Source organism: Micromonospora halotolerans, assembly GCF_032108445.1.
Classification (GTDB): domain Bacteria; phylum Actinomycetota; class Actinomycetes; order Mycobacteriales; family Micromonosporaceae; genus Micromonospora; species Micromonospora halotolerans.
Window position 1 is genome coordinate 4,757,210 of the sequence record NZ_CP134876.1, and the last position, 24,028, is coordinate 4,781,237.

Genomic DNA, 24,028 nt, shown 5'->3' on the forward strand with positions numbered 1-24,028 from the left:
GAACCCGATCGCATCGCCCGGCCCGACCGATCTTGGCTTCGCCGCCGCTCCCGGCGGGTAGGTTGACCCGCGATGGACATTCTCGCTCTGGACCTGGGCACCTCCTCGGTGCGCGGGCTCGTGCTGGACGCGGACGCCGTCCCGCGCCCCGGCGCGCTGGCCCGCCGGAAGGTGCACCTGGTGACCGGGGACGACGGCAGCGGCGTCCTGGACGGACCGCGCTACCTGGCCTGCCTCGCGGAGTGCCTGGACGAGCTGGCCGCCGCCGGGCACCTGCGGGACGTCGAGCTGGTCGCCACCTCGGCGCAGTGGCACTCGATGCTGCCGCTCGGCCACGACGGCACCCCGCTGGGCCCGGTGCTCACCTGGATGGACACCCGCCCGGAGCCCGTCGCCGGCGCCGCCGGCCCGACCGATCCGGACGCCTTCCACCACCGCACCGGCGCCTGGTGGCACCGCTGCTACTGGACCATGCGGCTGCCCTGGGTGCGGGAGCACTGCGGCAGCCCGGTGGCCCGCTTCGCCGGGCTCGTCGAGTACGCCCTCGGCGAGCTGCTCGACGAGGCGCCGATGTCCGTGTCGATGGCCTCCGGCACCGGGCTGCTCGACCTGCGCCTGCTGGAGTGGGACGCCGAGGCGTGCGAGCTGGCCGGCGTACGCCCCGAGGAGCTTCCGCCGCTGGCCCCGCAGCGGTGGCGCGGCCGGCTCCGCGCCGAGCACACCCAGCGCTGGCCGCAACTCGCCGACGCCCGCTGGGCCGCTCCGGTCGGCGACGGCGCGGCGTCCAACGTGGGCTCCGGCTGCGTCGACCCGTCCCGCGCCGCGCTCACCGTCGGCACCTCCGCCGCCGTACGCCTCGTCCAGGCCCTGCCGGCCGGGGCGCCGCTGCCGCCCCTGCCCGAGGAGCTCTGGCGCTACCGGGTCGACCATGAGCACGTGGTGACCGGGGCGGCGTACTCCAGCGGGGGGAACCTGTTCGCGTGGGCGGCCCGCGAGCTGCGGCTGCCGTCCGGCGCCGAGCTGGAGGCCGCGCTGGCCCGGACGGGCAGGCACCTGACCCTGCGGGCGAACCCGCGGTTGGGCGGGGACCGGCCGCCCGGCCTCGCCCCGGCCGGCTCCGGGGAGCTGCGCGGCCTGAGCTTCGGCACCACCGCGGTCGACATCCTGGCCGTCCTGATGACCGAGCTGTGCCGGCTGATGGCCGACGACCTGGCCCTGCTGGAGCAAGGTGCGGGCGAACCGGCCGAAGTGGTGCTCGGCGGGGGCGCGATGGCCGCCTCGCCCTGGTGGCGAGGCGCGTTCGTCGACGCGCTGGCCCCTCGTCCGGTGCGCCACCAGCGCAACCCGGAGATCGGCGCGACCGGGGCCGCCCTGGTGGCGCTCGGCCGGATCGCCGAGGCGGCGGGGGTGAGCGGCATCGGCCGGACGGACGACCGGGACACGCCGAACACGGTAGCCCTCCGCCCCCCGCGCTGACCTTCCTGCTCGTGCGGCCGGCCGCACCGTTTGACACCGTCCGCCGGCCTGGTTGGATGGGATTCCGCTCCCCGTCCCGGTGGAGCCGAGGGGGACCCGAGGAGGAGAGCGTGGGCGCAGGTCCCGACCCGGCTCGCGCCGCGGTGCCGCAGCCGCGCCGGAGCCCGTCCGACGACCGGGTGGCGCCGCACCGGCGGCGGCGCTCGCGCTTCCGGTTGCGGGACTGGCGGATGGGCACGAAGCTCGCCACCGTGCTGGTGCTGCCCTCGGTGGCGTTCCTGGTGCTCGCCGGTGTGCAGACACAAGGACTGGTCGGGCAGACCACCGCGCTGAGCGACTTCGCCCAGCAGGTCGGCATCGGCCGGCAGATCACCACCGTGGTGGACCGGCTCCAGCAGGAGCGGGACCGCTCCGCCGGAGAGTTGGCCGCGCTGCGCAGGGCCGGCGGCAGCGCCGACCGGGACGCGGCGGTCGCCGCGCTCAAGCCGCTCCAGGACGGCTCCGACCGGGCGATGGCCGACCTGCGCGCCGCGGCCGAGCCCCTCGCCGACGCCGACGCCGCCTGGCGGGTGGCCTACTCCGAGGTGCTGGAGGCCTACGACCAGGTCGTCTACATCCGCGCCGCCGTGCCGCCCGCGGTGCTGTCCAGCGACACCGTGCTGAGCAACTACCACCGGGCCATCGCCGCCCTGCTCAACCTCCTGGCCGAGCCGTCGCCCGGCGACGACCAGCGGGCGCTGACCAACGCCGTGCTGCGGTACGTGCAGCTCTCCCGGGTCAAGGAGCTGTCCTCGCGGATCCGGGCCGAGCTGTACGCCGCCGCCCGCGCCGGCCGTTACGAGGTGGACGACCAGGTCTCGCTGACCGACCTGCGCGCCCAGCAGCTCACCGCGCTGGGCGCGTTCCGGGTCGCCGCGACCGCCGACCAGGTCCGCCGCTACGACGAGACGTCGGTGGACGCGGCGTTCGTCTCGGCCGCCCGGCTGGAGGAGCAGACCCTGCCCAGCGGGGCCGCCGAACCGGCGGTGCTGCCGGCGACCCAGTGGTGGGCGGCCAGCGAGCAGCGGCAGGAGCTGCTCCGGCAGCTGGAGGCCGGCGTCCTCGACGACGCCGTACGCCAGGCCGACGACGCGAGCGCCCGGCAGCTGCGGGACACCCTGCTGGTGGTCGGCGGCATCGTCGGCGTGCTCCTGGTGGCCGTGCTGATCTCGTTGCTGGTCGGCCGGTCGGTGGCCCGCTCGATGCGGCAGCTGCGCGGCCAGGCGCTGCGTATCGCCCAGGTGGAGCTGCCGCACACCCTGGACCGGCTGCGGGCCGTCGACCGCCCGGTGGCCGCCATCGACGTGCCGCCGGCGGTGGTCGACTCGCAGGACGAGATCGGCGAGCTGGCCGAGGCGTTCGTGGCGGTGCACCGCAGCGCCGTCGACGTCGCGGTCGAGCAGGCGATGATGCGGCGCAACGTCAACGCCATGTTCGTGAACCTGGCCCGGCGCAGCCAGGTGCTGGTCGAGCGGCAGCTCGAACTCCTCGACGAGCTGGAACGCGAGGAGAGCGACCCGGACCAGCTGGAGAACCTGTTCAAACTCGACCACCTCGCCGCCCGGATGCGCCGCAACGACGAGAGCCTGCTGGTGCTCGCCGGCACCGAGTCCAGCCGGCGGTGGAACCGGCCGGTCGGCCTCGGCGCGGTGCTGCTCGCGGCCAGCGCCGAGATCGAGCAGTACCAGCGGGTGCGCCACGACTCCCGCTCCGACCTGCACGTCGTCGGGCACGCGGTCGGCGACCTCGTGCACCTTTTCGCCGAGCTGCTGGAGAACGCCACCTCCTTCTCCCGGCCGGACACCGTGGTGCGGGTCGTCGCCGGTGCGGACGGCCCGGGCGCGTTCGTGGAGATCGTCGACCAGGGCCTCGGGATGAGCCCGGCCGCGCTGGCCGAGGCGAACGCGGTCCTGGCCGAGCCGCCGGCGGCCGACGTGGCCGCCTCCGAGCGGATGGGCCTGTTCGTGGTGAGCCACCTGGGTGCCCGGCACGGCGTGCGGGTGCGGCTGCGGGGCGGTCAGGACGGTCTGGTCGCCCGGGTCCGGATCCCGGCCGAGCTGCTGGCCGCGGCGCCCGCGCCGGGGCTGGACCAGCCGGCCGCGCCACGGATGCTGACCAGTCAGGTGGCCGCCGCGTCCCGCCTGGCGCCCGGCGCCGCCCGGCTCGGCACGCCGACCGCGGAGCTGCCGGTGGCGGGACGCCGCCCGCCGGTGCCACCGGCGGAGCTGCCGGTGTCGCCGCTGACCGGGCTTCCGCTCGGCGCGCCGCCGCCCGCCACGGAGCCGGCGCAGCCGGGCCGTCCGGCCGCCGGGCGCGGCGCGCCCGTGCCCGCGCCGCGGCCCGTGCCGGGCCGGGCCGAGGACGTGCTCGCCCCGGCGGCCGGGTCGCCGGCCGGCGGTGGCTGGTTCAGCCGCCAGGGCCCGACGGCCGCGGTGCTCGGTGTGACACCGCCGCCCGCCGCGACGCCGGTCACCGGAGGCACCAACGAGCGGGGCCTGCCGGTACGCGTACCGATGGCCCAGCTCTCCGCGGTCGCCCAGCCCGCCGCCGCGAACCGTTCCGGGCGTGCGGAGCCGGACCCGGACGCGGTCGGCGGCATGCTCTCGCGCTACTACAGCGGGGTGCGCCGGGCGGAGGCGGAGGAGACCACCGAGATGTACCTGCCGCGCGATGAAGGGGGAGTTCGACAGTGACGACGTTGAGCCAGGAGGCACGGGACCTGAGCTGGCTGGTGAACGCGTTCGCGGAGCGGGTGCCGGGGGTGGCGCACGCGGTGGTGGTCTCCACCGACGGGCTGCTCGTGGCGATCTCCGCGCACCTGCCCCGCGACCATGCGGACAAGCTCGCGGCGGTGACCTCGGGCCTGATGAGCATCACCGCCGGCGCGGCCCAGATGTTCGACGGCGACGTCGTGAAGCAGACCGTGGTCGAGATGGGCCGGGGCTACTTCCTGGTCATGCAGATCCGGGACGGCTCGATCCTGGCCACGCTGGCCGGGGCCGACGCCGACATCGGCGTGGTCGGCTACGAGATGGCGCGGCTGGCCAAGCAGGCCGGCGAGATGCTCACCCCGGCGCTGCGGGCGGAACTCCAGCAGGCCCTGCCCCGCTGAGCCGGGACGGGTGCGGGCCCGGCCGGTGTCGCGCCGGCCGGGCCGCCCCGCCTACAGCCCGTTGCGGCGGATCACGTCGCGGTACCAGTGGGCGCTGCGCTTGAACACCCGGCGCTGGGTCGGGTAGTCGACGTAGACCAGGCCCCAGCGCTGCTCGTACCCCTCGTTCCACTCGAAGTTGTCCAGCAGCGACCAGACGTGGTAGCTCTCCAGCGGCACCCCGTCGCGGATCGCGCGGTGGGCGGCCGCGAAGTGGTCGCGGAGGAAGTCGATCCGGGCGGTGTCGTCGACGGTGCCGTCCGCGGCGAGGGTGTCCGGGCAGGGCAGGCCGTTCTCGGTGATGGTGATCGGCACCCGGCCGTAGTCGCGGGTGACCCGGGTCAGGATGTCGTACATCCCCTCGGGGTAGATCTGCTGCCACTCCGCCTCCGACGTCGGCCACCGGCGGACCGTGTCGCCCTGGCCGGTGACGTAGATCGGCGTGTAGTACTGCACGGCCAGCAGGTCGACCGGGCTGGAAATGATCTTCAGGTCGCCGTCGCGCACGCCGCGGACCATCCGGCTGTCCGCGCCGAGGTCGGCCAGCACGTCCTCCGGGTAGGTGCCCTTGAAGATCGAGTCGAGGTAGAGCCGGTTCTCGTAGCCGTCGTAGAGCCGGGTCGCGGCTGCCGCCTCGGCGGTCTCGTCGGCGGGGTAGCAGGGGTGCAGGTTGAGCGCCGGACCGATCCGCCCCTGCGCGCCGGTGGCGCGCAGGGCGCGGACGGCGAGACCGTGGCCCAGCTGGAGGTGGTGGGCCACCAGGTACGCCGCTGCCGGGTCCCGCAGGCCGGGCGCGTGGTGCCCCCAGAGGTAGCCGTTCTGCACCACGGTCTTCGGCTCGTTGATGGTCAGCCAGACCGGCACCCGGTCGCCGAGCGCGCGGAACACCGCGTCGGCGTAGTCGGCGAAGCGCTCGGCGGTGTCCCGGTTCTCCCAGCCGCCGGCGTCCTGAAGGGCCTGGGGGAGGTCCCAGTGGAACAGGGTGGCCATCGGCGCGATGCCCCGCTCGTGCAGCCCGTCCACGAGCCGCCGGTAGAAGTCCAGGCCGCGCTGGTTGGGCCGCCCGGACCCGTCGGCCTGGATCCGGGGCCAGGAGATGGAGAACCGGTAGCTGCGCAGCCCGAGGTCGCGCATCAGGTCGAGGTCCTGGGCGTACCGGTGGTAGTGGTCGGCCGCGACGTCGCCGGTGTCGCCGTTGCGGGTGCGGCCCGGGGTGTGGCTGAAGGTGTCCCAGACGGATTCGCCGCGCCCGTCCTCCTTGGCGGCCCCCTCGATCTGGTACGCCGAGGTGGCCGCGCCCCAGCCGAAGCCGGGCGGGAAGCGCAGCCCGCCGTCGGGGTCCGCGTCGCCGTCGGGATCGGGCGTGCCGTCGCAGCCGGCGACGGCGGTCGCGGACGCGGCGGCGCCCGCGGCGGCGGCGCCGGCCAGCCCGGTCCGGGTCGCGCCGACGGCGGTCGCGGAGAGGGCGGCACGGCGGAGCAGGCGCCGTCTGGTGAGTAGCGACATGGGGGTTCTCCTCGAAGTGACTGGCCGCCCTGAGAGGCCGGGAGCGCTCCCAGCATAGGCCAGGGGCTGCCGGCGGCGTCCCGAGGGCGGACCGCGGCAGAGGCGCGGCCGGCCGGCGGGCGGCCGGAGGTGTGCAGGGGTGGGGTGTCGCTCGGGCGGCGGAGGGGCGAGCGGCGATGGGGCGGGGGCGGATAGCGAAGAAGGCCGTCCGGGCGGCGCGTCGCGCCTGTCCCGTCGGCCTCTTTTCCCGTCGACAACGGGGGTTTAGTGTGGGGACGGGGGAGGGCAACCCCCGTCCCCACCTGTGATGCACACACGCACGAGTGGAATTGGCGTCCGGTCGTGCGTGTCGCGCGGGAGCCGGGCCACGCGAGTGGCTCTGGTTCCACCTCCCTCCATGTCGGTGGGTGATGGCTGACGGCGGCGTCCGGGCTGGCCCGCCGTCAGCCGTGGGGGCTGGCGCGCCGGGCACTCCGGGTCCCCGGCGATCTCTTACTTGTATCTCCGTCGATGGAAGCGCTCCCATCGGCGATGCTTGCGACTGTAACGCCCGTCACGGCTTTGTGAAAGCCCCAAAACGAGATCGAAACATCGACGTGGGTGTCTGCCCTGCCCGTTGTGGTGGGAGCGCTTCCATGGCACACTTCCACCACCACGTGGAGCCAGCTCGTGAGTGCGGGCCGCCGAGGGCACCCGGTTCACCACCGGTGCGGCGTCCGAATCCCCGGCACGGCCGGGTCGACCACCTTTCCGGGCGCCTCCGTCCCCCCGCGTACGCCACGTCGACGCGTGGAGGCGCCCCGCCGGGGCCCCGTGTCCCGGCCCGGTCCGAGGAGACACCGCGCACATGAGACTCATGGCCAGACGTCGCCGGACGGCGATGGTCGCCGCCACCGCCCTCGCCATCGGCGGGGTGGCCCTGCCGGCGGGCACCGCGCAGGCCGCCCCGGCCTGCGACGTGACCTATGTGACCAGTGACTGGAACAACGGCTTCACGGCCAGCGTCACCATCAAGAACCTGGGCGACGGCCTGAACAACTGGACGCTCAAGTTCGCCTTCCCGAACAGCGGCCAGAAGCTGACCCAGGGCTGGTCGGCCAGGTGGAGCCAGTCCGGCAGCGAGGTGACCGCGACCAACGAGTCGTGGAACGGCAGCCTGCCCACCGGCGCATCCACCACCATCGGCTTCAACGGCGCGCACACCGGCAGCAACCCGAAGCCCACCGCCTTCACCCTCAACGGGGTCGCCTGCAACGGCGCGCCCACCAACCAGTCGCCGACCGTCTCGCTGGGCCTGCCGAGCGGCCCCTTCGAGGCGCCGGCCGACGTGCCCCTGACCGCCACCGCCGCCGACCCGGACGGCACGATCGCCAAGGTCGAGTTCTACCGCAACGGCCTGCTGGTCAACACCGACACCACCGCGCCGTACGGGTACACCCTGGAGGACCTGCCGGCCGGCAGCTACACGGTGCAGGCCAAGGCGTACGACAACGCCAACGCCACCGCCGTGGCCGAGAAGTCCTTCACGGTCAACCCCGCCACCGGCCCGGTGCTCGTGGCCACCCCGTCGGCCGTGAGCGTCAGCGAGGGCGGCACCGCACCGGTGAAGTTCACCCTCAGCGCCGCGCCGACGGCCAACGTCCCGGTGACCCTCGCCGTCACCGGCGACAGCGACGTGACCGTGTCACCCACGACGCTGGCCCTGACCCCGAGCAACTGGAACACCGGGGTCACCGCCACGGTCGCGGCCGCGGAGGACGCCGACACCGCCGGCGGCACCGCCACGATCACAGCCTCGGCCACCGGCTTCGCACCCGTCGCCGTCACCGCCACCGAGGTCGACAACGACACCCCCGGCGGGGACAACACGTACCTCAAGAAGTTCCTCGACCAGTACGGCAAGATCAAGAACTCGGGCTACTTCAGCCCCGAGGGCGTGCCGTACCACTCCGTCGAGACGCTCATCGTCGAGGCGCCCGACCACGGCCACGAGACCACCTCGGAGGCGTTCAGCTTCTGGCTCTGGCTGGAGGCGCAGTACGGCCGGGTCACCCAGAACTGGGCCCCGTTCAACAACGCGTGGACCGTGATGGAGAAGTACATCATCCCGTCGCACGCCGACCAGCCCACCGCCGGCGCCCCGGGCACCCCCCAGTACGCCGCCGAGCACAACCTGCCCAGCCAGTACCCGTCGGCTCTGGAGCCCAACGTCCCGGTCGGCCAGGACCCGCTCCGCTCGGAACTCCAGACCACCTACGGCACCGGCGACATCTACGGCATGCACTGGCTGCTGGACGTCGACAACACCTACGGCTACGGCCATTGCGGCGACGGCACCAGCCGCCCCGCCTACATCAACACCTTCCAGCGCGGCACCCAGGAGTCCGTCTGGGAGACCGTGCCGCAGCCGTCCTGCGACACCTTCAAGCACGGCGGCCAGTACGGCTACCTCGACCTGTTCGTCAAGGAGTCGGCCGCCCCGGCCAAGCAGTGGAAGTACACCAACGCCCCGGACGCCGACGCGCGCGCCGTGCAGGCCGCGTACTGGGCGCTCACCTGGGCCAAGGCGCAGGGCAAGGAGGCCGACGTCGCGGCCACCGTGGCGAAGGCCGCCAAGATGGGCGACTACCTGCGCTACGCCATGTTCGACAAGTACTTCAAGAAGATCGGCAACTGCGTCGGCGCGTCCACCTGCCCGGCCGGCAGCGGCCGTGACTCGGCGCACTACCTGCTCTCCTGGTACTACGCCTGGGGCGGCGCGTACGACACGTCGCAGAACTGGTCGTGGCGGATCGGCTCCAGCCACAACCACTTCGGCTACCAGAACCCGTTCGCGGCGTGGGCGCTGACCAACGTCGCCGAACTCAAGCCGAAGTCGCCGACCGCGGTCTCCGACTGGCAGAAGAGCCTCGACCGGCAGCTGGAGTTCTACACCTGGCTGCAGTCCGCCGAGGGCGGCATCGCCGGCGGCGCCACCAACAGCTGGGACGGCAGCTACGCCCAGCCGCCGGCCGGCACCGCCACCTTCTACGGCATGTACTACGACGTCGACCCGGTCTACAACGACCCGCCGTCGAACCAGTGGTTCGGCATGCAGGCCTGGTCGATGCAGCGCATCGCCGAGCTGTACCTGCAGACCGGCAACGCCAAGGCCAAGGCGCTGCTGGACAAGTGGGTGCCGTGGGCCATCGCCAACACCACGCTGGGCACCAACTGGTCGATCCCCTCGGACATGAAGTGGACCGGCCAGCCCACCGACTGGAACCCGGCGAGCCCGCAGCCGAACACCAACCTGCACGTCGAGGTGACGGTGAAGGGCCAGGACGTCGGCGTCGCCGCCGCCTACGCCCGTACCCTCATCGCGTACGCGGCCAAGTCCGGCAACGCCGCGGCCAAGACCACCGCCAAGGGCCTGCTGGACGCGCTGTCGGCCGCCGCCGACACCAAGGGCGTCTCGATGCCGGAGAAGCGCGGCGACTACAAGCGCTTCGACGACGTCTACAACGCGGCCGACGGTCAGGGCCTCTACATCCCCTCCGGCTGGACCGGGAAGATGCCCAACGGCGACGCCATCGCCGCCGGCAAGAGCTTCCTGGACATCCGCTCGTTCTACAAGAACGACCCGGACTGGCCGAAGGTGCAGGCGTACCTCAACGGCGGCGCGGAGCCGGTCTTCAACTACCACCGGTTCTGGGCCCAGGCGGACGTCGCCATGGCGTACGCCGACTACGGCACCTACTTCCCGGCGGGGTGAGGTGACCACCCCTGCGCGGACGGGCGCCGCCCGCCCGCGCAGGGGGTCGACCCGGGCCGAAGGGGGAACGGAGCGGCCCGGTCGGCGGGCGGCCTGACTCCCACGGTCAGGCCGGGTGGGCCGGCCGTCCGGCCGACGCAGCGGACGGACCGGCCCACCGAACCGCCCGGAGACGAACTTGCCGCGAAAAAGCCCGGGAAAATCGGCGCTCCACGGGATCACGCCGCAGGCGTGGACGGAGTAACGTAATTCACCGGAGAGGCCGCTCCCCCCGTGGCGGCCTCTCTTTTAATTCGCCGCGGCGGCGTCCGCATCGGACGGCGTGACCGGGTGCCGGAGGCCCGGATGATCCGCCGGGAGCGACCGCCGGATCACCAGCCAGCTCACCGCCAGCGCCGCCGCGACCAGCGGCCAGGTCAGCGCCACCCGTGCCACCACCAGCGCGACCACCTGCCCGCCGAGCCACAGCGGCACGAACACCGCCAGCCGCAGCAGATAGGTGGCGGCCCAGACCCAGCTGCCCCGCCCGTACGCCCGCAGCAGCGCCGGGTCGCGTCGCCACCGGCCGCGCTGGCCCAGCGCCACGCCGACCAGCACACCGAGCAGCGGCCAGCGCACCACGATGCTGACCATCCAGGCCAGCGCGCTCGCCGCGTTGGAGACCAGCTGCAGCAGGAAGAAGTCGGTGGCCCGCCCGGTCCGCAGCGCGACCAGCGCGGCGACGCAGACGGCGAGCAGCCCGATCAGCACCGACCGCGGCCGGTCCCCGCGCCGCCACCGCCAGCCCGCCACCGCCGTACCGGCGAGCACCGCGGCGACCACCCCGCCCCACAGCCCGGCGGCCAGCCAGCCGATCGCGAACGCCACCGGCGGCACCGTGGCGTCCACGGCACCGCGCCGGCCGCCCAGCAGATCGGCCAGCGACTCCGGCGGCTCCCCGGACGGCCGCCCCTGCTCCGGCGTGCTGGTCACGCGCCACCTCCTCCCGTCGCGCCCTCAACTGTCGTGCTCCGCTTGATGCGTTACACGGCGACGTCAGTTGAGGGGTTACACGAGCCTTGAGCATGCCGGATACGGACCGTCACGCCGACTGCCCACGACGGCTGGTGTGCCAGCCATCCGCTTCTGCCGATGAGCGGAAGCTTCGGCCTGGCATCCGGAATTTGGGCCGGCTGTTCCTGGAGCCCGGTCGGCGCGTCCGACCGGGCTCCACATGTCAGGCAGTCCACTCCGGATCGCGGCCGATGAAGCCCAGCATTCTGGTTTGCGGGTCGGCGTGTTCCTTCACCGGCACGCGGGGGCCGTATTCCCCGGACGAGCGGATGATCTCCTCCATCGTCTCCATCCCGGCCAACAGTTGCGCACAGAAGTCCTGGTCGAGGCGGTCGTCCTGGCCTGTGGCCCGGGCCAGGTCCCAGGTGTGCATGAACACGTCGGCTGTGTAGAACTGGTCGATCGCGCGGTCCAGCGGCAGTTCGCCGGTATGCGGATTCGACAGAAGGCGGCCGGCCGTGGTCGGGTCATCGAGCAGGGATTGCACCGCGTCGCAGTGGGTCTGCCATGCGGCGGCCGGGTCGTCGTCGACCGATGGCCCGGCTGGGAGTCGGATACCGGAGCCGGTGGCCAAGAACGGCGGTAACCATTCGGTCAGGTGGCGTACAACGTCGCGGGCGGTCCACCCGGCGACGGGCGCGGGCGCGTCCCACGACCGGGTGCCCCGGACCCGGTCGGTGAAGCCGCGGCTGACCTGTCGGTGCCGCTCGGCGGGAAGGTTAGACAGTGCCATCGGCGAGCATCTCCTCGAGCTTGGCGTAGCCCTCGTTGAGCCCGACCTCCATGCCGCTGGCGAGCCATGCGTCTCGGTCCTCAAAACTGTCCACAAGGGATTGTGTGCGCAGAAGCATCCGCCCGTCGTCCAGGTTCTCGAACCATAGCGTCACCAGCGCCACGCCGTCGGGTTGCCCTTCGAAGGTGAACGTCTGGACGATCCGGTCCGGCCGCACGTCGTGGAAGCAGCCGCGAAACGCGTACTGCTGCCCGTCTCGTGTGGACACGTAGCGCCAGCTGCCGCCTGAGCGCGCGTCCCACTCCTCGATGCGGGTGTGCATTCCGTTGGGACCGGCCCACTGCGCGAACAGGCGCGGATCGGTGTGCGCCCGGAACAGTTGTTCGGGCGTGGCGTTGAACTCCCTGCGCATCCGGATGATCGGCACCTTCGGGTCGGCCTCGATCGTGGTCTCGGCGATGGTGCTCATGCCGTGCTCCCCTTCTCGGCCTGGTCGATCGTCGTGTCGTGGTTCATCTGCGCCAGTACGGCGTCGAGATGGCGGTACCGCTCCTCGGTCTGGCGCCGGTAGCGCTCGATCCACTTGTCCATCAGGTCGAAGACCTCCGCTTCCAGCCGTACCGGCCAAGGCTGCGGCCCCGCCGGCCGGCTCACCACCCCGGCCTCCTCTAGTACCTTGAGGTGCTTGTAGACCGCTTGGAGCGTCATCGGGTAAGGCTCGGCGAGCTGGTTCACGGTCGCGTCGCCCGCCGCGAGCCGAGCCACCATGTCGCGCCTGGTCGGATCCGCGAGTGCCGCGAAGACCCGCGACAGCGTGTCTGCTGCCATCGGCACCTCTCCCAACTTTCAACCCTTTAGTTGAAAGCCAACCTACTCGGTGACCGACCGATGTCAACCGACAAGTTGAAACCGCAGACGAGCCCACTTGCCAGACCTCGATCCGAGCGACCCCGGGCGGCGGGGCTGGGTCGATCAGACAAAGTCCATCGGGCCGGACCGGGCGGAGCTGCCGGCTCTTCGCTGGCGCTCGTCGAAGCCCCAGCCGCTGATCCTTCGGACCAAGATCAGGTGCGCACTCATGCCGAGATCAGTACGTTAGCTGCTGCGGCGCGTCTGGCCAGTCGGCCACGATGACCAATGGGACTGAATCCGGCGACCGGTAGTGGTCCCCAGGAAGGTACTCGATGTGCTGATGCCGGTTGACTGTCCGGTCATCGGCGGTCTCGGCTTGCTCAGCCACGCCGTCGAGCGCATCCCAAATGATGTCGAGATACTCGCGACCACCGGAGAAGTGCAGGGTTGTCCCGTCTTGCATACGGACGAGCAGCGGGCCGGCAGTCGCCTCTTGACTGACAACCCCGCCGGTGATCGCCACCTCAAAGGGCTCAGGATGTTGGCGTAGCAGCCGGCCGAGGCCGCGGAGGGCAGCTGGCGGCCCGGCAAGCTCCAACTCGCCGTCGTCGACAGAAAGACGGCAGCGCTGGTGATCGTCCATCGGCCCATTGTCCCGCACCTTCCGGCCCCTCACGTCGCCGGCACCGCTTCCGGATCTGCCGCTGACCGCGCGTCTGACCGGCATCGAGAGTCGCATGCCCCAGCGATCGGCGGCACCCCGGTTACGCACTGTGACAGCCGAGCCCGGAGAGTCGGCGAACTGTCCCTTCCAGTGAAGCCAGTGCGTAACGGATCAAGTGGACCGCACGTCGCGGCCTCAACCTACGCGACAGCCACGGGGCTCCGACGAGCGCCGGACCCGGCCGACCGTTACGTTGTCCGGGTGCGTGAGACGGCGAGGGGTTGGACGGCAGTCTGGTTGGTCGTAATGGCCCTGGCCCAGACGGCCGCGTTCCTGGTGGTGTGGCGCTTCGCCGTGCACACCGAGCTGGGCCAGTGGATCGACACCGTCGCGCTGACCGGTAACCGGATCGGCCAGGACCGCATCGACGGGCCGGTGGACCGGATCCTCAACGCCATGTCGGTGGTGTCCCTGCTGGCCGCCACCGCCATGATCGGCTTCATCGCGCTGATCCGCGGCCGCAAGGCGCTCGCCGTCACCGCCACCCTGCTCATCGCCGGCGCCAACGTCAGCACCCAGCTGCTCAAGCGCTACCTGGACCGGCCCGACTTCGGCATCGACCCGGAACGGGCCGCGGCCGGCAACAGCCTGCCCAGCGGACACACGGCCGTGGCCGCGTCCGTGGCGGTCGCGCTGGTCCTGGTGCTGCCGCCGAAGCTGCGGGTGGCCGGCGCGTTCCTCGGCGCCGGCTACGCGGCCGCCGCCGGCGTGGCCACCCTCTCGGCCGGCTGGCACCGACCCAGCGACGCCGTCGCCGCGTTCCTCGTCGTGGGCGCCTGGGCCGCGGTCGCCGGCCTCGTGCTCCTGTTCTTCCAGCGGGAACAGGCCGTGGTGTCCCCGGCCGACGCACACCGGGTCGCCGCCGTCGTGCTCGGCCTCGCCGGCGCCCTCGCCCTGGTCGTCTCGGCGCTCGCCCTGTCCTGGCTGGTCGACCGCTCCACCACCTCCGTCGAGGAGCTCGCCCGCCGCGCGCTCTTCATCGGGTACGCGGGCAGCGCGGCCGGCATCGTCGGCACGGTCGCCGTGGTGGCCGCGCTGGTCCTGGCGGTGGTGCACCGCCTGGTGCCCCGCTGGAAGGGCTGACCGGCCGGGGTCGCCGGCCGGTCCCCGGAGCGGGTCAGCGGTAGTAGGTGCCGACGGTGTTGCCGCTGGCGATCTCCCGGCCCTTGAGCGCGCGGTGCACGTCCGCGGCCTGCGGCGCGCCGGACAGCTCCAGCGGACGGTTCAGGGCATAGAGGCGGAAGAAGTAGCGGTGGGCCTCGTCGCCGCGCGGCGGCAGCGGCCCGCTCCAGCCGGTTTCGCCGAAGCTGTTCGGCCACTCCTGGCCGCCCGGCGGCACCCCGCCCTCGGGCACCTCGCCGGTCTGCGGGGAGATCCCGGTGACCAGCCAGTGCAGGAACGGCTCCTTGCCCGCGTCCGGGTCCTCGACGAGCAGGACCAGCTCCTCCGTGGAGTCCGGCACGTCCGACCACTGCAACGGCGGTGACAGGTTCTCGCCGTCCTTGGCGAACCGCCCCGGCAGCAGGTCGTGGTCGTTGAACGCGGTGCTGCGCAGCATGATGCCGGCCATTCGGCGCCCCCTCTCCTCGTCGACCGGCGCGTACCCGGCGGGTGGGCGACGAAACGGCGCGCCCGCGGCCCGGGATCAGGTCGGCCGGCTAGGTGCCGAGGTACCGCAGGATCGCGAGGATCCGGCGGCTGTAGCCGGTGGTGTGGGTGAGGTCGAGCTTGTCGAAGATGGTGTTGACGTGCTTCTCGATCGCGCTCTGCGAGACGTGCAGCCGTGCGGCGATGGCGGCGTTGGTGTGCCCCTGCGCCATGTGGTGCAGCACGTCCCGTTCCCGCGGGGTGAGGCGGCCGAGCGGGTCGGTGTGGCTGGTCGCGGACATGAGTTGCCGGACCACCTCGGGGTCGAGCGCGGTGGAGCCGGCCGCGACGCGGTCGAGCGCGTCGAGGAAGTCCTCGACCTGGGCGACGCGGTCCTTCAGGACGTAGCCGACGCCTTCGGACCGGTCGGCAAGGAGCTTTGCGGCGTAGCGCCGCTCGACGTACTGGGAGAGGACCAGCACGGCGATGTCCGGCCAGCGGCGGCGGATCTCCAGCGCCGCCCGAAGCCCGTCGTCGGTGTTGGTGGGCGGCATCCGGACGTCGGTGACGACGACGTCGGGACGGTGCTGCTCGACGGCGATGACGAGCTGCTCGGCGTCCGCGGTGGCGGCGACCACCTGGTGTCCCTCGTCGGCGAGGAGGCGGATCAGGCCCTCGCGGAGCAGGGTGGAGTCCTCGGCCAGCACTACGCGCATGGCACCTCGACCCGGATCGTGGTGGGACCGCCGGGTGGGCTGTGCAGGTCGAACCGCCCGTCCAGCGCGGTGACCCGGCGGGCCAGCCCCTGAAGGCCGCTGCCGTGCGGGTCGGCGCCCCCGACGCCGTCGTCGCGCACCCGCATCTCGATTCCCGCGTCCCGTGTTCCGATCTCGATGGTGATCAGGGTAGCTCCCGCGTGTTTGGTGCTGTTGGTGATCGCCTCGCAGGCCACGAAGTAGAGCACGGTCTCGATCGGCCGGGCCGGCCGGACGGGCACGTCGTAGCTGATCCGGACGGGGATCGCCGACCGTTGCGCCACCATGCCCAGCACCTCGTCCAGGGTGGTGTGGTCGAGCGCCGAGGGGTAGACCCGCCAGGCCACGTCCCGCAGCTCGTCGATGGCGCGTTGGGTGTCCTCGTGGGCCTGCACGAGGAGCTCGCGCGCCCGGTCGGGGTCGCGGCTGCGGCGCGCCCGCCCGAGCAGCATGCCGAGTGCGACGAGGCGTTGCTGCAACCCGTCGTGGAGATCGCGCTCGATGCGCTGGCGTTCGACGTCGACCGCGGCCAGCACGCCGGCCCGGCTGACGGTCAGCTCACTGATCCGCAGCCGCAGCGCCTCGCGGCTGGTGGATTCCAGCAGCCGGCGCGCCAACCACCGGTCCAGCATCGCCACGCTTACCGTCGCCTGCAGGTTCAGCAGCAGCAGGGCGGCACCGATGAACGCCTGGAGCAGGAGGTCGACTGCGGTGAGGGTGCCCGCGAGGAAGGAGCGCACCACGATGCCGGCGAGTACCACGCCGACCGCGAGCAGGCCGCCGGTGAGCAGCCCGAGCGCCGCCGGCAGGAGACGGGCGGCGAGATAGCCGAGCACGCGCGGTCCGCTCACCCGCACCGGTGGCGGGGACGGTTCGGCGGCGACGATCGCGAGGCGGCGCCGCTCCCACTCGGCGACGCGCCGGGCGTACCGGAGGGTGGCGGCGCCGAGGCGGCGCCGGGCCGCCGGGACCGGTGCGACCGCGGCCACGGCGAGCCCGGCGAGGAGCAGGAACAGCACCTCGGCCGCGGCGGTGAGGACGCCGAGCGCCACGCCCGCCAGGGGCCGGCTCCACCGGACCGCGGCGTCGACCCACGACCGACCGTGCCCCGCGCGCTCTGCCACCAGGCCGTCCCTCCCCAGCTCCTGACGTTCCGGTCGTCCGGTCGACCGCGGCCGGCCACCGCCCCTCCCGCCGCCGGTCAACCTGCCTCCGGCCGGCGGGGCGTGCCGTACAGGGTGCCCCGTGCGGCATGGGCCGGGCGATCCGCCCCGTGGTGCCGGTGTGCTGCGCCACGCGCTCCCGACCGAGACGGCTCGGGCGTGCCCGCTGCCGGCCCGTCGTCAACGGCCGGACGCCTCCGCCGCGACCCGAGCAGCCGCGACACCACGAAGAACCCCACGACGAGGGCGCAGACCGCGATGATCACGTTCTGGAACGTCCCCACGTACGGTTCGACGGCACGCCAGTTCTCCCCGAGCACGTAACCGGCCAGCACGAACACGGTGTTCCAGACCAGGCTGCCCAGCGTGGTGTAGAGCAGGAACGTGCCGAACGGCATCCGTTCCACCCCGGCCGGAATCGAGATCAGGCTCCGGAAGATCGGAATCATCCGTCCGAGGAAGACGGTCTTCACCCCGTGCCGGGCGAACCACGCCTCGGTCCGGTCGATGTCGCTCAGCTTGATCAGCGGCAGCCGTGCCGCGATCGCGCGAACCCGGTCCCGGCCGAGCCCCACACCGACGGCGTACAGCGCCACCGCACCCACCACCGAGCCGATCGTGGTCCAGACGATCGCGGCGACCAGGTTCATCCGGCCCTGACTGGCGGTGAAGCCCGCCAGCGGCAGGATGACCTCGCTGGGGATCGGCGGGAACAGGTTCTCCAACGCGACCGCCAGGCCGGCCCCGGGCGCACCGAGCCGCTCCACCAGGTCGGTCACCAACCCGACCAGGCCGCCCGGCGGATCAGCCTCCTGAGCCCAGCCGGCACGCGTCGCATTCCACAAAAAGATCATGCCCACGACGCTAGGAACCCACCGCGGCCGGCACCATGAGGTCGGCCGCCGACTCTGAAAGGTCGACCACAGCAGGCCGGGGTGTGGAAAACCGCACCCGGGCGGCGAGCGGATAATCGGTCGGCACCATGGGCTCACCGAGGAAGCGGGACGGACGGATGGACACGGTACGGGCGGCGTTCCGCGACGAGTGCGCACGGTTGGAAGGGGTGCTGCGCGAGCTCGACGCCGCGGACCTGGACCGGCTGACACCCTGCCCGCCCTGGGCGGTCCGGGACCTGCTGGCGCACGTGCGCACCGGCGCCGGCCGGCTGGTCGGCATGCTCGCCGCACCCGCCCCGGAGCGCGCCGAGGTGGACGCCGCCGGCTACTTCGGGGCGGCCAAGTTCGCGCCGGAGGTCGACCGGGACCGGATCGACGGCGCCCGGCGGGAGGCGCGGGAGCTGCCCGGCGTACCCGAGGTGGCGGAGGGCTTCGCGCGGGCCTGGCGGGCCGCCGACGCGGCGGTGGCCGCCGAGCCGCCGGGGCGGCTGGTCCGCACCCGGCACGGCGACGCCATGGCGCTGACGGAGTTCCTCCGTACCCGGGTGGTGGAGGTCGCGGTGCACGGCCTGGACCTGGCCGACGCGCTGGACCGGCGGCCGTGGCTGACCCCGACCGCGGCGGCCGTGGTGGCCGACCTGCTGGCCGGCGACGGCCTCGGGTCGCGGCCCGGCGGACGCGCCGCGGGGGGTCGGACGGTCCCCGACGAGCTCGGCTGGGACGCCCTCACCCTGGTCCGGAAGGCCACCGGCCGGGTGCCGCTCACCGGTGCGGAGCGGGCCGTGCTGGACCGGACGGGCTGGCGCTGGCTCTCCTTCGGCGGCTGACCGGCGGCGGTCAGGCGCCGGCGGCCGGCGCCGTGGTGCGGCGCAGGTAGTCCAGGACGATCGGGTCGATCCGGCCGGGGACGATGCGCTCCTCCAGGTTCTCGACGCCGGCCCAGGCCTCGAGCGCCTCCTCCACCCCAGCGGGGCCGACCGGGTGGCCGGCGGCGGCCAGCAGCGCCTCGACCTCGTCGGCGACCGGCCCGGTGAGGTCGAGCAGCGTGGCCGGGTCGGGCTTGCCGAAGAGCAGCGTGTGAATGTCGAGCAGACGCGCCAGCTCGCCGACCGGGTCGCGGTGGTCGTCGACCCGCAGGTCGACCAACTCGTCGCCGGTGCCGGCGTAGCCGCCGTGCCGCTGCACGACGAACAGGGCGGCGCTCTGCCGGCCCCGCCGGTCGCCCCCGGCCCGCTCGCCGGCGGCGAGGGCGGCCAGCAACCGCTGCGGGAACGGCAGGTCGGCCCTACCGAGCCAGGCGTCCCGGAGCGCGTCGACGACCTCGGGGCCGGCCAGGATGTTGCCCTGTGCCGCCCAGCCGTCGCCGGACGCGCCACCGGCCCAAGGGTGGCAGCGCGGCCCGGTCCACGTGGCGCCGTCGCCCTTCGCTCCCACCACGCCGAGCTGCCGGTCGTCACGGCCCGGGTCGGCGGCGATCAGGCCGGCGACCACGTCCGCGGCGGGAACCCCGGTGCGCAGCATCGCCAGCCCCTGCGGCCGGTACGCCAGGTTGGCGTGGGCCTGGCTGGCGATCGCGCCCACCTCCGCCTCGGCGGCCGGCACCAGCGCCCCGGCGGCGAGGAACTTGCTGGCCACAGCGATGCCATGCAGGAGCCCGTCGGCCGAACGCGCCACGATCGAGAAGGTCACCCGCGGATCGTAGCGCCGGGGCGGGGCGGTCAGCGGCCCCGACGGGGGCACGGTCAGAACGGCGGGGCGGCCTCCTCCGGTGGGCGGCCCCAGGCGCGGCGGGCGTCGGCCACCGCCACCCCGAGCAGCACGAGCGGGGCGGCGAACGCCGCGACCAGCGGGGTGGCGATCGCCCCGGTCAGCGGCCACGCCGGCTTGAGCACCGGCATGAGCAGCACCAGCACGAGGACGGCCACCCAGCGCGACGGGGACACCCGGCCGAACACCTCGTACTCGAAGCGCGCCCGCCCGAGCAGGAACACCGCCGGACCGCCGAGGATCATGGCGAGCCAGCCGACCTGGTTGTGGCCGGTCGGGTGCTCGTTGACCAGCTCGTAGCCGATCGCGGTGGCCACCACGCCGATGACCATCACCAGGTGGGTGTCGGCGGCGGAGCGGCCGATGCTGGCCGGGTGCGCGGCCCGGGTCACCGCCTCGCCGAGGATCCGCCCGGCCCGCTGGACGTAGATCCGCCAGAGCAGCACCGTGGTGAGCAGCGCGGCCGCGAAGGCCGCGGTGCGGGCGGCGTCGTCCGGCGCCCGGCTGTACGCCAGGCCGGCGATGAGGATCGTCTCGCCGAGCGCGACCAGGAAGAACTGCTGGTAGCGCTCGGCCAGGTGCTCGCCGTGGATGTCCCAGCGGGAGACGGTCGAGCGGCCCAGCCCCGGCACCGGCCAACCCAACCGGCCCGCCAGGTACTCCAGCAGCAGCGCGACCGCCCAGAGCGTCACCCGCGCGTCGGTGGGCAGCAGCGAGCCGGTCAGCCAGAGCACCCCGGTCGCGCTGAAAGTGATCAGCATGCGCAGCTTCAGCCGGCGGTGCTGGAGCCGGCCCAGGGTGAGCAGCAGGATGCCCGGCCGGCTCACCTGTACCGCCACGTACGCGGCGGCGAACCCCAGCCCCATCGAGCTGAAGGCGCGGGGGATGGTCACCCCCATCACCATGCTGCCCACCAGCGCGATGATCACGACCGTCTGGAGCCAGATGTGGTACGGGTCGTACCGGCTGGTGGTCCACGCCGTGCCCTGCCACACCGCCCAGAGCGCGAGGAGTAGCAGCAGGGTCTTGCCGCCCCCGGTCACCGCCGTCCAGCCGGTCTTGCCACCCTCCAGCGCCAGGTCCTCGAAGGCGCGCGCGGAGATCCGGGTCAGCGCGAAGACAAACACCAGGTCGAAGAAGAGCTCCAGGAACGTGGCCCGGTGCGGGCCGCTCCCCGGCCGGAGCAGGGCGGCCGGCTCCGGGATCCTCACCGCCGCCTCCCGACCCCGGTGCACCCCACCTGGCAGTCGTAACACTCTTTCCGGGCGTAGGACGGCCTATCGTCCGTATCGCCCAGGCGGCCATCTCCAGCTCGGCGCGTCCCCGGGCGCGACCTGGAGCCGCCGGTCGGGATCTTGCTCCGGGTGCCAGTGACCGGGCACGATCGACCGGTGACGAATCGATGGGGCATAACGGTGCCGCTGGCCGGCGTCACCCTCGCCGACCACGCCGCGGTCTACACGGCGCTCGACCGGGCCGGCTTCACCGACGTCTGGTCGTCGGAGGTCGCCGGCACCGACGCGTTCACCCCGCTGGCGCTCGCCGCCGCCTGGCAACCGCGGCTGCGGCTGGGCACCGCGATCGCCCCGGTCTTCACCCGGGGGCCCGGGCTGCTCGCGATGAGCGCCGCCGCCCTCGCCGAGGCCGCGCCGGGGCGCTTCGCGCTGGGCATCGGCGCCTCCTCGCCGGTGCTCGTGCGGGACTGGAACGCGGTGCGCTTCGACGAGCCGTTCCAGCGGACCCGGGACGTGCTGCGCTTCCTGCGCGCCGCGCTGCGCGGGGAGACCGTCGACGAGGCGTACGACACCTTCACCGTCCGGCGATTCACCCTGGAACGCCCGCCGACCGTGCCGCCGCCGGTGCTGCTGGCCGCGCTGCGCCCGGGCATGCTGCGGCTCTCCGCCGCCGAGGCCGACGGGGTCATCCTCAACTGGCTGGCCGCCGACGACGTGCCGACCGCCCTGGCCGAGCTGGGCGAGCGCCGCCCCGGCTTCGAGGTCGCCGCCCGGATCTTCGTCTGCCCCACCGAGGACGCCACGTACGCCCGGGCGCTGGGCCGCCGGCTGATCACCGGCTACCTGACCGTGCCGGCGTACGCGGCCTTCCACCGCTGGCTGGGGCGCCACGACAGCCTCGGCCCGATGTGGGAGGCGTGGGCCGCCGGGGACCGGCGGGGCGCCTCGGCGGCGGTGCCGGACGAGGTGGTCGACGCGCTGATCCTGCACGGCTCGCCCGAGGAGTGCGTCGCCCGGGCCCGCCGGTACGCCGACCACGGCGTGGACGTGCCCGTCCTGGCGCTGCTGCCCACCCCAGAACTGACCGCCGGCGGCGCGGCGGCCCTGGCCGGGCTGATTCCGCGGCTCTCCCGGACCGGCGTGGAGGCTGGCTGAGCCGTTGAGGCCGCGATCGGAGACAACCCGACGTGATGGGTGATCCTGGCGTACCGGTTCGCCCTAGACCTCAGTGCCAGGCAGAACGCGCCGTGCTGGGTCATGCCGGCGCCGCCCGTAAGGCGCACAACTGGGCGCTGGAACGGGTGCAAGCGGTCATGGGCCACAGGGCAGCCGAGTGCACCTACGGCATCTCCGCCGACCAACTCACACCATCGATCTCGTGGTCGCTGCCCGCGTTGCGCAAGGCGTGGAACGCCGCCAAGGATGAGGTAGCGCCGTGGTGGCAGGACTACTCCAAGGAAGCGTTCAACACCGGCCTTGATGCCCTCGCCCGTGCCTTGAAGAACTGGTCGCACTCGCGCAGCGCCACCCGCGCCGGACGGCCGGTCGGCTTCCCCCCGACTCAAGGCCCGCCGACACAGCATCCCGAGCGTGCGGTTCACCACCGGCACGATCCGTGTTGAACCCGACGGCATGCACATGGCGCTGCCCGGACTGGGCCGGTTGAAGCTGCACGAGTCTGGAGGGGCACGCGGCATCGACGTGTGCACGGTTCTACCGGCGACGATCGACACCCCGTTGTTCCAGCACGCAGCGAACTACACCGGTCGTGCCGTGCTGGCCATGCCCCCGGTGTACCCGCCGGAACGGGTGGCGCGCACGATCGTGAACTTGGTCCGGCTGCCGCGGCGGGAGGCCGTCGTCGGGACCATGGGTCGGGCTCTAGTCGCGCAGTCCCGACTGACTCCCGGGCGCGTCGAGAGACCCATGGCCGTCCAGGTTGATCGAAAGCATCTGTCCCGTGACCAGCCCGCCCGGCCAGCTCCGGAAACCTGTACCAGTCGGCCGCCGGCACCGGCTGAGCCCGTGGCGGCTGGACCGGACCGACGCATGGCACTGCGCGGCGTCGGCGCCGCAGCAGCACTGCTGACCTGGGCCGTCGCGGCCGGTCGTCCGATGGCTGGGATGAACAGCTGGCAACAGGCCGAGTTAACCCGGGCAGCGGGTACCCGGATCCACGCCGCCGTCCTCGGTGCGGCGAACGCTCCGGACCTGGTGTTGTGCACGGGCTGGCTGCTCGCATCGCTATTTCCTGCCGCTGGCGCGGCGACTCGCGCGGGACGCGCGGGTGGCCGCTCCGGTTTGCCCGGCTTCGAGGGGCTCATGGCCGTCCAGGTCGACCGGCAACATTTTCTTCAGTCAAATCCGGAAACCTGTACCAACCAGCCCTGGAGCTAGAGAAAACCCACGGCGGCTGGGACCAGCGAGCACAACTAGCGCGGCGGATGGCGGGAACCACTGCGATACTGCTGCTGGGACGGCCGTAGCCGCGTTCCGCGATGGCGGGGATCAGCGGCAGGGCCGGGCCGGGTTCCTCAGCTCAGGCCCGCACCGCATCCATGGCCTTCTTCAGCGCGCGCGGGGCGGTCGGCTTCCGGGGCGCCTTCTCCTTCATTGCCGCCAGCCTGGCCCCGAGGTCCTGCAACTGTTGCGGTGAGACGGCCTCACGCACCTTCGGGAACCACTCCTTCTCTTCCTCCTCGATGTGATGGGTGACCGCCTCGATGAGCACCATCGTCTTGGCCTCAAAACGCTCATCATCGGGGCTCATCATGGCGAGCTCGAAGCCCAGGACGTCGGCGACGTGGTGCTCTTCGTAGGACTCCAGCACCGCTTCATCGAGGTTCGGCACCAGCCTGCGGGTCTCCGGGTACATGCACTCGTTCTCAATGTAGGTGTGCATGGTCAGCGCCTCGAGAATCTGGCTGACCAACTGCTTCTTCCTGTTCGCGTCTGCGCCCGTCTCCTGGAGACAAACCGCCATGCCGCCACAACCTCTCCCACGCCGGCTGTGCACCGAGCCCCCGTATGCAGTGGTGCCGGGTGGACCGGCAACTGGCCGGCGCCGCTGACGAACTCGTGGAGTTCACCCATGAGACCCGGCGAAGGCGCCTCCGTCGAGGGGCCGCCGTACAGATGTGCAACCGGACCATTCAATCTGCCAGCTACCCATGCTTATGCGGGCCATGCGGATGGACCAGGCTGCTCGCGTCCTCGCGGACGGCCCTGCACTGTGGCCCGCTCGGTCGGGGTTCTTCGTCGTGCCGCTCGCCTCGGTGCTGCTGCGGCAGCACGACTACCGGATCGGTCCGCGCGAGCCGTTGGGGCTACCTCGCGG

General features: G+C 72.9%; 22 protein-coding genes. 9 read left to right on the forward strand and 13 right to left on the reverse strand.

Annotated features, from left to right (window positions below):
- Positions 1–72 precede the first annotated feature (72 nt).
- The 3 genes from RMN56_RS22490 (at position 73) to RMN56_RS22500 (ending at position 4,627) form a co-directional block, all read left to right on the forward strand.
- Positions 73–1,476: an FGGY family carbohydrate kinase gene (locus RMN56_RS22490; RefSeq protein ID WP_313719504.1), complete on the forward strand. Its 1,404-nt coding sequence runs from the start codon at positions 73–75 to the stop codon at positions 1,474–1,476.
- Positions 1,477–1,586: 110 nt separating this feature from the next.
- Positions 1,587–4,208, forward strand: a complete 2,622-nt coding sequence (locus RMN56_RS22495) for a sensor histidine kinase (RefSeq protein WP_313719505.1) — start codon at positions 1,587–1,589, stop codon at positions 4,206–4,208.
- Entirely contained in the window at positions 4,205–4,627 is a 423-nt protein-coding gene (locus RMN56_RS22500; protein ID WP_091259471.1) for a roadblock/LC7 domain-containing protein, read from the forward strand. The genes RMN56_RS22495 and RMN56_RS22500 overlap by 4 nt, the downstream gene beginning before the upstream one ends.
- Positions 4,628–4,678: 51 nt before the next feature.
- Here the strand turns inward: RMN56_RS22500 and RMN56_RS22505 are convergent, their stop codons facing one another.
- Positions 4,679–6,172 (reverse strand): GH1 family beta-glucosidase, encoded by a 1,494-nt coding sequence (locus RMN56_RS22505; protein ID WP_313719506.1) that lies wholly within the window; start codon positions 6,170–6,172, stop codon positions 4,679–4,681.
- Positions 6,173–7,028: 856 nt separating this feature from the next.
- Between RMN56_RS22505 and RMN56_RS22510 the strand changes: the two genes are divergently transcribed.
- Positions 7,029–9,926 (forward strand): glycoside hydrolase family 48 protein, encoded by a 2,898-nt coding sequence (locus RMN56_RS22510; RefSeq protein WP_313724834.1) that lies wholly within the window; start codon positions 7,029–7,031, stop codon positions 9,924–9,926.
- Between the two features lie 288 nt (positions 9,927–10,214).
- Here the strand turns inward: RMN56_RS22510 and RMN56_RS22515 are convergent, their stop codons facing one another.
- The 5 genes from RMN56_RS22515 to RMN56_RS22535 form a co-directional block, all read right to left on the reverse strand.
- Entirely contained in the window at positions 10,215–10,898 is a 684-nt protein-coding gene (locus RMN56_RS22515; RefSeq protein WP_313719507.1) for a DUF3159 domain-containing protein, read from the reverse strand.
- 244 nt (positions 10,899–11,142) lie between these two features.
- Entirely contained in the window at positions 11,143–11,712 is a 570-nt protein-coding gene (locus tag RMN56_RS22520) for a TIGR03086 family metal-binding protein (RefSeq protein ID WP_313719508.1), read from the reverse strand.
- Entirely contained in the window at positions 11,699–12,181 is a 483-nt protein-coding gene (locus RMN56_RS22525; protein WP_313719509.1) for an SRPBCC family protein, read from the reverse strand. The genes RMN56_RS22520 and RMN56_RS22525 overlap by 14 nt, the downstream gene beginning before the upstream one ends.
- A complete protein-coding gene (locus RMN56_RS22530; RefSeq protein WP_313719510.1) occupies positions 12,178–12,540 on the reverse strand; it encodes an ArsR/SmtB family transcription factor in 363 nt (120 codons plus the stop codon). Before RMN56_RS22530 ends, RMN56_RS22525 begins: the two co-directional genes overlap by 4 nt.
- A gap of 259 nt (positions 12,541–12,799) precedes the next feature.
- A complete protein-coding gene (locus RMN56_RS22535) occupies positions 12,800–13,207 on the reverse strand; it encodes an Imm32 family immunity protein (RefSeq protein ID WP_313719511.1) in 408 nt (135 codons plus the stop codon).
- A gap of 327 nt (positions 13,208–13,534) precedes the next feature.
- On the opposite strand from RMN56_RS22535, the gene RMN56_RS22540 reads away from it, so the two are divergent.
- The gene (locus RMN56_RS22540; protein WP_313719512.1) at positions 13,535–14,371 is read left to right on the forward strand and encodes a phosphatase PAP2 family protein; all 837 of its coding nucleotides are present in this window, start codon (positions 13,535–13,537) and stop codon (positions 14,369–14,371) included.
- A gap of 34 nt (positions 14,372–14,405) precedes the next feature.
- Here RMN56_RS22540 and RMN56_RS22545 read toward each other — a convergent pair whose 3' ends face one another.
- From RMN56_RS22545 to RMN56_RS22560, 4 genes are all read right to left on the reverse strand, one after another.
- Positions 14,406–14,858, reverse strand: coding sequence for a YbhB/YbcL family Raf kinase inhibitor-like protein (locus RMN56_RS22545; protein WP_313719513.1), 453 nt, complete (start codon positions 14,856–14,858; stop codon positions 14,406–14,408).
- Positions 14,859–14,946: 88 nt separating this feature from the next.
- Positions 14,947–15,591: a response regulator gene (locus RMN56_RS22550; RefSeq protein ID WP_313719514.1), complete on the reverse strand. Its 645-nt coding sequence runs from the start codon at positions 15,589–15,591 to the stop codon at positions 14,947–14,949.
- Positions 15,582–16,754 (reverse strand): sensor histidine kinase, encoded by a 1,173-nt coding sequence (locus tag RMN56_RS22555; RefSeq protein WP_313719515.1) that lies wholly within the window; start codon positions 16,752–16,754, stop codon positions 15,582–15,584. Before RMN56_RS22555 ends, RMN56_RS22550 begins: the two co-directional genes overlap by 10 nt.
- Positions 16,755–16,831: 77 nt before the next feature.
- Positions 16,832–17,647 carry a DedA family protein gene (locus RMN56_RS22560; RefSeq protein ID WP_313719516.1) on the reverse strand — a complete coding sequence of 272 codons (816 nt, stop codon included), beginning with the start codon at positions 17,645–17,647 and terminating at the stop codon, positions 16,832–16,834.
- A gap of 158 nt (positions 17,648–17,805) precedes the next feature.
- Between RMN56_RS22560 and RMN56_RS22565 the strand changes: the two genes are divergently transcribed.
- Positions 17,806–18,516, forward strand: a complete 711-nt coding sequence (locus RMN56_RS22565) for a maleylpyruvate isomerase N-terminal domain-containing protein (protein ID WP_313719517.1) — start codon at positions 17,806–17,808, stop codon at positions 18,514–18,516.
- Between the two features lie 10 nt (positions 18,517–18,526).
- Here RMN56_RS22565 and RMN56_RS22570 read toward each other — a convergent pair whose 3' ends face one another.
- Both RMN56_RS22570 and RMN56_RS22575 read right to left on the reverse strand, forming a co-directional pair.
- Complete coding sequence (locus RMN56_RS22570) at positions 18,527–19,378, reverse strand: DUF1028 domain-containing protein (RefSeq protein WP_313719518.1); 852 nt, start codon at positions 19,376–19,378, stop codon at positions 18,527–18,529.
- A 53-nt stretch (positions 19,379–19,431) separates the two neighbouring features.
- Positions 19,432–20,667: a low temperature requirement protein A gene (locus tag RMN56_RS22575; protein ID WP_313719519.1), complete on the reverse strand. Its 1,236-nt coding sequence runs from the start codon at positions 20,665–20,667 to the stop codon at positions 19,432–19,434.
- A gap of 198 nt (positions 20,668–20,865) precedes the next feature.
- Between RMN56_RS22575 and RMN56_RS22580 the strand changes: the two genes are divergently transcribed.
- From RMN56_RS22580 to RMN56_RS22590, 3 genes are all read left to right on the forward strand, one after another.
- A complete protein-coding gene (locus RMN56_RS22580; RefSeq protein ID WP_313724835.1) occupies positions 20,866–21,846 on the forward strand; it encodes an LLM class F420-dependent oxidoreductase in 981 nt (326 codons plus the stop codon).
- Positions 21,847–21,938: 92 nt separating this feature from the next.
- On the forward strand, positions 21,939–22,313 hold the full coding sequence (locus tag RMN56_RS22585; protein WP_313719520.1) for a hypothetical protein: 375 nt from the start codon (positions 21,939–21,941) through the stop codon (positions 22,311–22,313).
- Positions 22,282–23,088 carry a hypothetical protein gene (locus RMN56_RS22590; protein ID WP_313719521.1) on the forward strand — a complete coding sequence of 269 codons (807 nt, stop codon included), beginning with the start codon at positions 22,282–22,284 and terminating at the stop codon, positions 23,086–23,088. Before RMN56_RS22585 ends, RMN56_RS22590 begins: the two co-directional genes overlap by 32 nt.
- Positions 23,089–23,230: 142 nt before the next feature.
- Here the strand turns inward: RMN56_RS22590 and RMN56_RS22595 are convergent, their stop codons facing one another.
- Entirely contained in the window at positions 23,231–23,674 is a 444-nt protein-coding gene (locus RMN56_RS22595; RefSeq protein ID WP_313719522.1) for a hemerythrin domain-containing protein, read from the reverse strand.
- Positions 23,675–24,028: the final 354 nt, after the last annotated feature.

Coding starts and splice junctions, on each gene's coding strand:
- RMN56_RS22595 (WP_313719522.1), bottom strand. CDS start 23,674: ATGGCGGTTTGTCTCCAGGAGACGGGCGCAGACGCGAACAGGAAGAAG.
- RMN56_RS22490 (WP_313719504.1), top strand. CDS start 73: ATGGACATTCTCGCTCTGGACCTGGGCACCTCCTCGGTGCGCGGGCTC.
- RMN56_RS22565 (WP_313719517.1), top strand. CDS start 17,806: ATGGACACGGTACGGGCGGCGTTCCGCGACGAGTGCGCACGGTTGGAA.
- RMN56_RS22530 (WP_313719510.1), bottom strand. CDS start 12,540: ATGGCAGCAGACACGCTGTCGCGGGTCTTCGCGGCACTCGCGGATCCG.
- RMN56_RS22560 (WP_313719516.1), bottom strand. CDS start 17,647: ATGATCTTTTTGTGGAATGCGACGCGTGCCGGCTGGGCTCAGGAGGCT.
- RMN56_RS22535 (WP_313719511.1), bottom strand. CDS start 13,207: ATGGACGATCACCAGCGCTGCCGTCTTTCTGTCGACGACGGCGAGTTG.
- RMN56_RS22505 (WP_313719506.1), bottom strand. CDS start 6,172: ATGTCGCTACTCACCAGACGGCGCCTGCTCCGCCGTGCCGCCCTCTCC.
- RMN56_RS22510 (WP_313724834.1), top strand. CDS start 7,029: ATGGCCAGACGTCGCCGGACGGCGATGGTCGCCGCCACCGCCCTCGCC.
- RMN56_RS22540 (WP_313719512.1), top strand. CDS start 13,535: ATGGCCCTGGCCCAGACGGCCGCGTTCCTGGTGGTGTGGCGCTTCGCC.
- RMN56_RS22545 (WP_313719513.1), bottom strand. CDS start 14,858: ATGGCCGGCATCATGCTGCGCAGCACCGCGTTCAACGACCACGACCTG.
- RMN56_RS22550 (WP_313719514.1), bottom strand. CDS start 15,591: ATGCGCGTAGTGCTGGCCGAGGACTCCACCCTGCTCCGCGAGGGCCTG.
- RMN56_RS22520 (WP_313719508.1), bottom strand. CDS start 11,712: ATGGCACTGTCTAACCTTCCCGCCGAGCGGCACCGACAGGTCAGCCGC.
- RMN56_RS22525 (WP_313719509.1), bottom strand. CDS start 12,181: ATGAGCACCATCGCCGAGACCACGATCGAGGCCGACCCGAAGGTGCCG.